This is a genomic window from Halomonas sp. PR-M31, from assembly GCF_001039575.1.
Lineage (GTDB): Bacteria > Pseudomonadota > Gammaproteobacteria > Pseudomonadales > Halomonadaceae > Modicisalibacter.
The window spans coordinates 32,916-43,330 of the sequence record NZ_JIBT01000050.1 but is presented as its reverse complement, the minus strand read 5'-3'; the positions used below and the strand labels follow the sequence as shown (position 1 = coordinate 43,330).

6 protein-coding genes and 1 pseudogene are annotated in these 10,415 nt (G+C 59.6%); 5 read left to right on the top strand and 2 right to left on the bottom strand.

Going from position 1 to position 10,415, the window contains the following annotated elements; translation table 11 throughout:
• From CH74_RS19660 to CH74_RS13865, 5 genes and pseudogenes are all read left to right on the top strand, one after another.
• Positions 1-1,392 (top strand): annotated as a pseudogene (locus CH74_RS19660) (chromosome segregation protein SMC); the annotation flags it as partial.
• Between the two features lie 17 nt (positions 1,393-1,409).
• Complete coding sequence (locus CH74_RS19655; protein WP_053070778.1) at positions 1,410-3,026, top strand: hypothetical protein; 1,617 nt, start codon at positions 1,410-1,412, stop codon at positions 3,024-3,026.
• Between the two features lie 207 nt (positions 3,027-3,233).
• Positions 3,234-4,712, top strand: a complete 1,479-nt coding sequence (gene zipA, locus CH74_RS18365; protein ID WP_048308132.1) for a cell division protein ZipA — start codon at positions 3,234-3,236, stop codon at positions 4,710-4,712.
• A gap of 139 nt (positions 4,713-4,851) precedes the next feature.
• Positions 4,852-6,936 (top strand): NAD-dependent DNA ligase LigA, encoded by a 2,085-nt coding sequence (gene ligA, locus CH74_RS13870; protein WP_048308135.1) that lies wholly within the window; start codon positions 4,852-4,854, stop codon positions 6,934-6,936.
• Positions 6,933-7,199 carry a YheU family protein gene (locus CH74_RS13865; RefSeq protein ID WP_048308131.1) on the top strand — a complete coding sequence of 89 codons (267 nt, stop codon included), beginning with the start codon at positions 6,933-6,935 and terminating at the stop codon, positions 7,197-7,199. The genes ligA and CH74_RS13865 overlap by 4 nt, the downstream gene beginning before the upstream one ends.
• Before the next feature lie 38 nt (positions 7,200-7,237).
• On the opposite strand, the gene CH74_RS13860 is transcribed toward CH74_RS13865, so the two are convergent.
• A complete protein-coding gene (locus CH74_RS13860; RefSeq protein WP_048308130.1) occupies positions 7,238-8,110 on the bottom strand; it encodes an MBL fold metallo-hydrolase in 873 nt (290 codons plus the stop codon).
• A 103-nt stretch (positions 8,111-8,213) separates the two neighbouring features.
• Positions 8,214-10,208: a bifunctional tRNA (5-methylaminomethyl-2-thiouridine)(34)-methyltransferase MnmD/FAD-dependent 5-carboxymethylaminomethyl-2-thiouridine(34) oxidoreductase MnmC gene (mnmC, locus tag CH74_RS13855; RefSeq protein WP_048308134.1), complete on the bottom strand. Its 1,995-nt coding sequence runs from the start codon at positions 10,206-10,208 to the stop codon at positions 8,214-8,216.
• Between the last annotated feature and the right edge of the window lie 207 nt (positions 10,209-10,415).

The window sequence follows — 10,415 nt, the reverse complement described above, 5'->3', positions numbered from 1 at the left end:
CCGGAAGAACTGCGTTCGACGCTGGAGGAGGCCGCAGGCATTTCCAAATACAAGGAGCGCCGCCGCGAAACCGAAAACCGCATGCGCCGCACCCAGGAAAATCTCGAACGCCTCGATGACATTCGCGAAGAGCTCGACAAGCAGCTCGAGCGATTGAAACGTCAGGCGGAGGCGGCACGCCGTTATCAAACCCTGAAAAACGAAGAGCACCGGCTCAAGGGCGAGCTTGCGGTGCTGCGTGGCCGTGCGTTGCGGGCCCAGCAAGGTGAGCAGGAAAGCCGTGTGCGGGAGCTTGAAACCCAGGTCGAGCGTGAAATCCTGGGTAGCCGGCAGTGCGAGCGCCAGCTCGAGGAATCGCGGCTAGAACATGATCGGCTAGCCGAGCAGCTTGACGCCCATCAGGCGCGCTTCTACGAGACCGGGGCCGCCATCGCACGTCTTGAGCAGCATCTGGAGCATGCCAGAAGCCAGGAGCAGCGCCTTGCTCGGGAATTAGAAACCGCGCGGCGCGAGCTAAGCGAACTCGATCATCTCGGAAGCGAAGACGATACCCGGCTTGCCAGCCTCGATGAGCGTCTTGAAACCCTTGAACCCGAGCAGGAAGAAACCGCGGATACCCTGGCGGAACTCGATGCGGCGCTGGAAGAAGCGGAGCAGGCGTTTGAGCAGGCCCGGGAACGCTGGGAAGCCTTCAGCGAACAGGATCGCGAGACGAGCCGCGAAGCCGAGCGCGCCCAGGATGGGGTGCGTCATCTGGAGCGTCAGCTGCAAACGCTGACGGAGGAGGCTAAGCGTCGTCGGCAACAGCGTAACGAGCTGCCGGAGCAAGGTGAGCTGCGCGAGCATCGAGAAGAGCTTGGCGAGCAGCTTGCGGAGATTGATCTGCAGCTCGAGGAACTGGAAACCCAGCGTGAGACGTTGCAGGTCGAACGCACCCGGACCCGCGACACGCTTGGCGGGATCGAAGTCGCCCGGGAAGAGACTCGGCAGCAGCGCAGCCAGTTGCAGGGCGAGCTGGCCTCTTTAGAGGCGCTGCTGGCGGCGGGTTTGAACGATGGCGGTCAGACCCTCGATGCGTTGCTGGAACGATATGGCCTGGCATCGGCGCCGCGGCTAGCGGAACGCATGCGCGTCGACCCTGAGTGGGAGCAAGTGGTGTCCTGGGTGCTGGCCCCCTGGCTCAATGCGCGCCTGGTGCCAGAGCTGCAGCGTCAACCACTCGCGGATTCACTCGGGACCGGCGAGCTGGCACTGCTCACGGAGTCATCTCAACCTGCCCCGGATCATAGCCTTGCCGCCCGGGTCGAGGGTGCCGGCGCGCCGGTCAACTGCTGGTCAGCATCTACTGTGCCAAGGATCATGCGGATGCCTGGCAGCGTCTCGAGACGCTGACATCAAACGAGAGTGTGATGACGGCGGATGGCCTCTGGCTGGGACACGGCTGGGCTCGCCGGCACGGTTCTGGCGACAACGCCGATAGCATCATGACCCAACAGCGGCGTCGTGACGAAGTCAGAACCGCTCTAGAGACCGTTGTGAGCAGGCTTGACGAGCAGGAGAAACGGCTGGCGGATGCCCAGGCCCGGGAGGCCGATATTGAAGCCTCTCTCGAACAGTGCCGGGGCGGCGAGCGGGAACAGCAGCAGCGTCGTCAGCAGTTGGCGCTACAGGAAGCCAACCTTGCCTCGCAACTGGCCCAGGTAGATGCTCGTCGCCGGGATCTCGACGGCGAGCTTCAGGATATCGACAAGCGCCACGAAGCCTGCGCTTTGGAGCTGGAACAGGCGCGGGAACGTTGGCAGCAGGCAATGACGGCCTTGGAGCAGAGTAGCCAAGGGCGTGAAGGACTCGAGCGGGCGCGCCGCGACACTCAGGAAAGCCTCACCAGCCTGCGCAGTCGCCAACGCCCCTTGCAGGAGCGGGCACAGCAACTGGCGCTGGAGTATCAGCGCCTGACCACGGAACGCAGCGGCCTTGATCAGCAGCGACTGCGCAGCAGCGAGACACGCGCTCGTCTCGAAGAGAAGTGTGCCGAACTCGAAGAGCAGCGAGAAGTGCTGCGCGAGCCCGAAGAGGAAAGCCGGGAGCAGCTGGACGAGCTCTTGCATCGGCGTTCGAAAGAAGAGCAGGCGCTTAGTGCCTGCCGTGACGAGGCACAGCAGCTGGCCGAGCGCCTGCGTGAAACGGAAATTGCCCGTCAGCAGCACGAACGTAACCTTGAGGGCATTCGCAACCGGCTCGAAGAGGCCCGCATGCAGGTTCAGGCGCTCAGACTCAAGGCTGACGGCCAGGACGAAGCGTTGGGTGAGCTAGGTCTCGACGGCCAGGAGCTCGAGGCGTCTCTTGATTTCAATGCCACCGAGTCTGCCTGGCAAACGCGTCTTGAAAATACCGCCGACAAGCTACGGCGCCTGGGCGCCATCAATCTTGCAGCAATTGAGGAATATGATCAGCAGGCGGAGCGGCGAAACTATCTGGAAAGTCAGCATGCGGAACTTAGTGAAGCTCTCGAGACGCTGGATCGGGCAATTCGCAAGATCGACCAGGAAACGCGGACACGTTTCAAGCAGACATTCGATCAAGTCAACCAAGGGTTCTCGCATCTTTTCCCCAAGGTCTTTGGAGGTGGTAGTGCATGGTTGACGCTGACCGGGGAGGATTTGCTAGAGACCGGTGTTGCCATAATGGCGCGTCCTCCCGGAAAGAAAAACAGCACCATTCATCTACTTTCCGGTGGTGAAAAGGCACTGACTGCCCTGGCGCTGGTTTTTGCAATATTTCAGCTCAATCCTGCCCCGTTCTGTATGCTCGACGAGGTGGATGCGCCACTGGACGATGCCAATGTCGGACGTTACGCGGCACTGGTGAAGGACATGTCAGACTCTGTACAATTCATTTATATCACCCACAACAAGATCGCCATGGAAGCGGCGGATCGATTGATGGGGGTAACCATGCAAGAGCCAGGTGTTTCGCGGCTTGTGTCCGTGGGAGTGGAGGCGGCGGTTGCACTCGCGGAAGCATAAGCTCAGGCATGGAAAACTTGCACAAAAAGTCTAAAAGAGTTAACAACGCTCTTATTGGTGGGGTTGGGGACAAATGAAGGGCGATTGCAGCGGGCTAAAGTAAAACTTGACATTTAAAAAAACTAGCCCATTTTTTCGGCAATCGCGTTATGCTATCGAACACACACGTCATAGGCATGGCGCCTTAGCAAACAGGCAAGACGATCCATGGAATTAAGAGAGTGGTTGATCATCCTGGGGTTGGTTTTAGTGACCATCATCGTTGTCGATGGTGTACGTCGCTTGCAACGTCAACGCAAAGTCCCCCGGCTCGATCACGCGCAGCGAGATGAACAACAAGGTGATAGCAGCGCCGACAGCGCAACTGTTGCCAATCCTGATCCCGAGGCTGCCGCACGGGAAGCCGAAGTCAACTGGGAATTGCCCAATGGGGGCGCCCGAGTGGTCAAGCCCGCGGCTCAGCCGACGGTCGCGCCCAAGCCCAAACTGCAGCGTCAGGAACACCCAGGGCCATCGAAGGTCTTTTCCCGCATGGCTCAAGAACAGGATTCACCCTCTGCTACTGAATCGCCAGCGTCTGTCAAAACCTCCTCGATAAAAAACGAATCTTATCCACAGTCGACGCCATCATCCAGGACAGGGCGCACGGACGTATCGGATTCTGCTCCTACTATTAGTAGTAGTGCTGGTAGAAACAGCGCCGGGTTTGAGCCCAGTGTCGAAAATGCAGCGCATCCGCTTTCGAAGGATCACGATGACGCTCAGCGGCAGCCGCAGACAACATCGAACTCTAGCGCGTACGAAACGTTTTCGCCTGTCAGAGAAGAAGCTGAACAGCATAGCGCCAGTCGTGGCGGCATGGCCGCTGCACTGCGTAGTGGCGGTCAGCGTGTTTCTCAGTCGATGCAGAGAATGTCGTCCGCATTCCAGCGTCAGGACGAATCCTCGTCGTCTCATCGCGAACCGTCCCTAGGCAACGCCGAGGATTTTTCGACGGAGGCTCCTGAGCATTTTGCCAAGGAGCGTCAGGACTCGGCTCCATCCACGCAAGATACTGACCACCATGGCACTACGAGCGAGCCCGCCGCCGATGAGCTTGCACCGACTCAGGCGGTTGAGGCACCCCCCGAGACAGCGGCCCCGTTTTCCTCCCAAGAAGAGGAACCCGCAGCTTCTCACCCGGTCGTAGAGAAGGCGCGTCGTCACCACGTTAGCGCCGAGCGGGCACGGGAGACCCTGGCTCACGCGGAGGAGATCATCGTCATCAGTGTGATGGCACGTACCGATGAAGGATTTGCAGGGCCGAATCTGCTCAAACTGATGCTCGCCTGTGGCCTGCGCTATAGCGAAATGGGCATCTTCCTGCGCTACGAAACGGAAGAAGCGGAAAGTGAATTGCAGTTCGCCATGGTGGATGTGGTCAAGCCAGGCATCTTCGATCTGGAAAACATGGATGACTTCGCCACACCCGGCGTGACCTTCCTGATGCCGCTGCCTGGGGCTACGGATACCAGCGCCGCCTTTGAAGCAATGGTGGAAACCGCCATGGTGCTGGTGCGCAATCTGGGCGGTGAGCTCAAAGACGAAAATCGTAGTGTCATGACCGCGCAAACTGTGGAATTCGCTCGTCAACGGGTGCAGGAGTTTGGACGGCGGCATCGATTGAGTCGTTATCAGGCCAACTGATTTTCTTGTCTGACTTTTTGAATGTCACTTCGACGGGGCCGAAAGGCCCCGTCTTGTTTTGCGAAGGTTATACATTTTGCGAGGCTATACGCCCCGCCGTACAATGCACTTTTATCGCTCTGAGACCGGCAAAACCTGCATGAGCCAGAAATCCCCTGTAGCGCCCGAGTTTTTTAAAGAAATTGCGCAGCTGCGTACCGAACTCGACGATGCCAACTATCGCTATTACGTACTCGACGATCCTGTATTAACCGATATCGATTATGACCAACGCCTGCGTCGTCTGCAGGAACTCGAATCCCAGCACCCCGACCTGGTTACGCCAGACTCACCCACTCAGCGAGTGGGTGCCGCCCTCGCGGAGGGATTTCCAGAGGTTCAGCATGCGGTACCGATGCTTTCTCTGGACAATGCCTTCGATGATGAAGAAATCATGGCTTTCGTCAAACGGGTCAACGAACGTCTTGAACGAGACAGCGACGATCTAATCTTCTGCTGTGAGCCCAAGCTCGATGGCTTGGCGGTGTCCTTGGTTTACGAAAACGGCGCGCTGATAAGCGGCGCGACCCGGGGTGATGGTCGTACCGGCGAAGGCATTACCTCGAATCTGCGAACCCTGCGTTCGATTCCGCTCAAGCTGCGCGGCGACTCGATTCCTCAGCTGCTCGAGGTGCGCGGCGAGGTTTATATGAGCCATTCCGGCTTCGAGGCACTCAACGAGCGTGCCAGAGACGAGGGCAGCAAGGTATTTGCCAACCCACGCAATGCCGCCGCCGGCAGTCTGCGTCAGCTCGATCCTCAGATCACCGCAAAACGCCCCCTGGAATTCTGTGCCTACCAAGTAGCCCGTATCGATGAAGATGAAGCGCCGACATCCCACTCGGCGCTCATGGCGCGTTTGCGCAAGCTCGGGTTTCGTACCAACCCGGAGCTTGATCGAGTCCAGGGCAGCGCGGCCCTGCTCGAGTATTGTCAGCATCTGGGCAAGAAGCGCGCAAAGCTTGATTACGACATCGATGGCGCCGTGATCAAGGTGGATGAGCTGCGTCTGCAGCGAGAGTTGGGCTTCGTTGCCCGAGCGCCCCGCTGGGCCATTGCCTACAAGTTCCCGGCGGAAGAGCAGACCACCTGGCTCAAGGCGGTGGAATTCCAGGTCGGACGTACCGGGGCGATCACCCCGGTGGCACGGCTCGATCCGGTTACCGTTGCCGGTGCCCTGGTCTCCAACGCTACGCTTCACAATCAGGATGAGATAGCGCGGTTAGAAGTAAGAATCGGCGATCGGGTGGTGATTCGTCGGGCCGGGGACGTGATCCCTCAGGTAATGCGCGTAATAGAGGATGAACGCCCAGAAAACGCCCAGGCAATCGAGTTTCCCAGCCAGTGTCCCGTGTGTGACTCGACCCTCGAGCGTATCGAAGGCGAGGCGGTAGTGCGATGTCCGGCGGGGCTTTTTTGCGCCGCTCAGCGCAAGGAGGCTCTCAAGCATTTCGCCAGTCGTCGCGCCTTGGATATTGACGGTCTAGGCACCAAGATCATCGATCAGCTCATCGAGCGGGAGTGGGTCAAGACCCCAGCGGATCTATTTCATCTAAAGGCGGATGATCTTTCTACACTGCCACGTCTGGCGGAGAAGTCCGCGCAGAATCTGATCGACGCGCTGGAAAAATCGAAGTCCACTACACTGCCGCGGTTTATCTATGCCCTGGGTATTCGTGAGGTAGGCGAGGCCACGGCGGGCAATCTGGCCCGGCATTTCGGCTCTCTGGAGGCGCTGATGCAGGCCGAACTCGCTGATCTCGAAGCCGTCGAGGACATCGGTCCCATAGTGGCCGCTCATGTACATGCCTTTTTTGAAGAACCTCATAATCGCGAAACCCTGGCGCAACTGATCGAGGCCGGCGTCAAGTGGGAAGAAGCAAAGGTGAGCGCGCGGCCTCAGCCCTTGGTAGGGCAAACCTGGGTGCTCACCGGTAGCCTGGAGAGCATGACCCGGGATGAGGGTAAGGCGCGACTTCAGGCCCTGGGGGCCAAGGTGTCCGGCAGTGTGTCGAAGAAGACCGCCGGGGTGGTCGCCGGTCCTGGGGCCGGCAGCAAGCTGACCAGGGCACAAGAGCTGAACGTTGAGGTGCTGGATGAAGCGGCTTTTCTGGCCCAGCTTGCGGGCTGGGAAAACGGAGAAAGCGGAAAAGACGAACAGCCCAGTGATGAGGAAACAGCATGAGCCGTTTTTTGGAAGTGCCCTATCGCATGCTGCCCGGGGAGACCCTTGACGCCCTGCTGGAGACCTTCGTCACTCGACAGGGCTATGACACCACCGATACCGGTGAGGGTATGTCCGGATGGGTGGCAGAACTCAAGCGCCAGCTTGAGCGCAGCGAACTGCTCGTCGTGCATGATTTGCAGACCGAGACCACCGAGATCATGACCCTGGCCCAATGGCGGGCGTTTGGGCGGGATTTGGCGGATGATGAGGAAGAGGGCTAGGAGCTGCTAGCTTCCGACCCTAATTGTCGCGGGTTTTTTCATACGCCGTCGTAGATGATCTCGATCCAGCGATCTGCGGTAAATGTGCCGTCACCCCATTGCTCTTCCAGATCTGCCAAGGGCTGCTCGGCGACGGCTTCGTCGGCACTCAGGCCTTGTGACTTGAGTTTTCCAAGTCGCTGCTGAGCCGTGGACAGCATATCCCGATAGGTTTGCACGTCCTGATTGCTCGCCAAGGGACCATGGCCTGGAATGATACGCGTATCCTCGTCCGCCAGTGCCAGCACGCGATCCGTCGCGGCAATCATGCCTTTTAGCGTTCCGCCATGGGCCGTATCGATGAACGGGAAAAAGCCGTTGAACATCGTATCGCCGGTGTGGATGACGTTGGTATCGCGAAAATACACGATGCTGTCGCTGTCCGTGTGGGCATCGGGCACGTGTTCGATGTCGATGTCCTCGCCGTTGAGATGAAAGCTGATGTCGCGGCTGAAGGTGATGACCGGCAGCGCGGCACCGCTCTGGGGCGCCATGGTCATGTCGAAGGCTTCAATTTCACTGCCTTGGGCAAGACGTTGGCGTACCTTCTCATGGGCGACAATGGTACTGCCGGCTTTTCCCAGGTTCTCGTTGCCCCCGGTGTGGTCGCCGTGAAAATGGGTATTGATCAGAAAGGTGGGGGCACTGCCGCCGAGCGAGTCGATCTCTGCCAGTATCGCATCGGTCAAGGGTGCGAACTTGTCATAGATCATGAAGGTGCCGTCCTCGCCGATCAGTACGCCGATATTGCCCCCTTCACCGGTCAGCATGTGGATGGGGCCACGGACCTCGACGCTCTCGATCTGCTGTGCCCCAACGGTTGAAGTGAACGCAAGGGTTATCCCTGCAGCGAGAAATGGAAGTAAGCGCATGATGATGTCCTTACCTTGTTGGGGAGAGCAGGGATTATTTCTAATTGGATAGTGTCCTGCTGGTTCAGCGTATCACTACACGCATGTCCCTTTCGTATGTTTTCTAACCTCCGCGCATGATATCGGCGATCAACCGCCGCCCCGGATGCAGATGATCGACGAGCTCTTGCTCCAATGGCATGGGCTCGTCGCAGATGCGCGATGCCAGTACCTCGGCGCATAGCGGCGCGCTGGCAAGCCCTCGGGAGCCGTGAGCGGCGCTGATCCACAGCCCAGGATGATGCTGGCCGGCAATGGCCGGGGCACGCCGGGCATTCTTCTGCAAGGGGGCATAATCCTTGCGCCAGGCCGGGGCATCCGGTACCGGGCCCGCATAGGGCGATTTGTCCGGGCTGGCAGCGCGCAGACTGGCGCGACCGGAGAGCCGGCCGGGATCAAACTCGACGCCTTCGGCGCGAAGCGCCTCGGTATAAGCAGGCAGCATGTGTTCGAACTCCCTCACATTGGCGCCGTGATCCGACTCCCGCAGCTCCCTGTCCTTGTCTCCCGGAGTGAAGGTGGCACCGAAAGACTGCACCCCCTTCAGCATTGGCAGGACATACCCGCCGGCACAGACAACTCGCTTGAGTGACGCGATAGAGGCATCAGGTGGTAAGTGCAGTTCGCTCACCTGGCCGCGTATCGGCTTGAGCGGCAGCCATTCAAGGGGCGAGAAATCCGGCGCCTGCCAAGCATTGGCCACGACGATTTGATCTGCGGCCAGGCTACTCCCATCCGCTAGTTCAAGGCTCCAGCCAGTGTCATGGCGTTCAAGCGTTGCGATACTGGCTTGACGAAAGACAATGCCCGGGCATTCGGCCAGACGCTGACACAGGCTTGCCAGACGTACCCAGCCGGCAGCAGGATAATCGAGCCCGCCCCAGGTCAGGCTTACACCGGCCCGCTGACTGGCTTGCTCCGCGCTGATGCCCTCGACGACACTTTGGGGTAGCGCATGATTACGCAGGAAGGTTGCCTGGCGCCGCGCTTCCTTGTCGCTCATGGCCAGTTGCAGCACGCCACAGTCGTCCCATAGCTGACGCTCGGGATCCAGACGCTTGAGCAGTCGCCGGGTATAAAGAAGCCCCGCCAGATAGAAGCGGCTCTGTAGATTGGTCTCCGCAGCCAGTTTGACGTAGAGCGCTCCTTGTCGATTGCCCGATGCCCCGGCGCCGGGCGCTTGTCGATCGATCAAGGTGACTTGCACACCGCGTCGTGCCAGCGCTTCGGCGGTGCTGGCGCCGGCAAGCCCTGCGCCGATGATCGCTACGTGCCGAGCTGGCTGATGAGATGGCGGGGTAAACCAGGGCGCCCGCTGACGGGAAATATCCGGTGGCGGGGTGGCGATATGGCCGCGCAGCATTTCGCGTTTGCGCCCAAAGCCCGGGGCTTTCGTCCACTCGAATCCAGCCGTCTTGAGCCCGCGCTTGACGATGCCCGCGCAGGTAAAAGTGGCTAGCGTCGCGCTCGGGTGGCTATGCGTAGCCATGGCCTCGAACAACGCCGGTTGCCACATGTCTGGATTCTTGGACGGTGCAAAGCCGTCGAGAAACCAGGCGTCGACGCGTCCATCCAGGTGGGTCAAGTACTCGGCGCTGTCGCCAAGATGCAAATCGAGAATAACTCGTTCAGAGAGTATCAAACGATGCACCCCTCGCACCGGCTCTGGCCATTGGTTGACCAAAGCACGCGCTCGCTCGACGAACTCCGGCCAGGCGGCCAGCGCACGCCTTAGATCCTCCTGGGCGAGCGGATGCTTTTCCGTGGAAACAAGATGCAGCCGTGCGCCTGGCGGTGCATACGTATCGAAACAGGCCCAGGCGCACAGCATGTTCAATCCGGTGCCGAAGCCGGTTTCGCCAATCACGAAGGGGCGGGTCTCCTGCCAGCTGGCAAAGCGCTCAGGAAGCTGATTGCCTAGGATGAACACATGCTCGGTTTCCGCCCGGCCGTCCTGGCGTGAGAAATAAACATCGCCGAAGGCAAGGGAATAGGGCGCATCAGGCATACCGCCGACGCCGGACCAGTCCAGGCGGGCGCTTTCAAGTCCGGTCAGCAAGGCCGCGGGTCCAGAAAGCGGGTCAGAGCGATCGTCCAGAACGGCATCTCCGATAACGAGTGTGGTCAATAATTGAGCAGAATCGCCGAGCTCCCATCCCTTATAGCGTTGCGCCAAAAGCCCGCTGGCTTTCAACAGACTTACTCACAGCAACTGTGAGTAAGCACTGCCGATTTATGCACAGGGGGGAACGTCCAGGTTACTCAC

What these genes read in the sequence shown, in the direction of transcription:
- CH74_RS19655 (WP_053070778.1), top strand. Translation starts at nt 1,410, where the DNA reads ATGACGGCGGATGGCCTCTGGCTGGGACACGGCTGGGCTCGCCGGCAC.
- zipA (WP_048308132.1), top strand. Translation starts at nt 3,234, where the DNA reads ATGGAATTAAGAGAGTGGTTGATCATCCTGGGGTTGGTTTTAGTGACC.
- ligA (WP_048308135.1), top strand. Translation starts at nt 4,852, where the DNA reads ATGAGCCAGAAATCCCCTGTAGCGCCCGAGTTTTTTAAAGAAATTGCG.
- CH74_RS13865 (WP_048308131.1), top strand. Translation starts at nt 6,933, where the DNA reads ATGAGCCGTTTTTTGGAAGTGCCCTATCGCATGCTGCCCGGGGAGACC.
- CH74_RS13860 (WP_048308130.1), bottom strand. Translation starts at nt 8,110, where the DNA reads ATGCGCTTACTTCCATTTCTCGCTGCAGGGATAACCCTTGCGTTCACT.